The 344-nt window shown below is 48.5% G+C and carries 2 tRNA genes; both read right to left on the bottom strand.

Annotation, left to right across the window (positions count from 1 at the left end):
- Positions 1–95: 95 nt before the first annotated feature.
- Positions 96–172 (bottom strand) — tRNA-Pro (locus KNO96_RS14290).
- Positions 173–176: 4 nt separating this feature from the next.
- Positions 177–253: transfer RNA gene (locus KNO96_RS14285), tRNA-Arg, on the bottom strand.
- Positions 254–344: the final 91 nt, after the last annotated feature.

Here is a 344-nt window from a genome sequence, read left to right as displayed (position 1 = left end):
TGATATAGCTCTTAAATTGACGAAGCTTGCGCTTCATTCAAAAATTGTAAAACTTTTTTTGCCTCATCGTTCAGTTTTCAAAGACCAAAAATAAATGGTCGGGAAGACAGGATTCGAACCTGCGACCCCTTGGTCCCAAACCAAGTGCTCTACCAAGCTGAGCTACTTCCCGTAAATGGTGCACCCTGAGAGATTCGAACTCCCGGCCTTTAGATTCGTAGTCTAACGCTCTATCCAGCTGAGCTAAGGGTGCAATATGGTGCGGTCGAGAGGACTTGAACCTCCACGGTGTTAACCACCACTAGGCCCTCAACCTAGCGCGTCTACCGATTCCGCCACGACCG

It is taken from the genome of Exiguobacterium sp. s89 (assembly GCF_018617735.1).
GTDB classification, from domain to species: domain Bacteria; phylum Bacillota; class Bacilli; order Exiguobacteriales; family Exiguobacteriaceae; genus Exiguobacterium; species Exiguobacterium marinum.
This window is presented reverse-complemented; position numbering and strand designations above follow the sequence as displayed.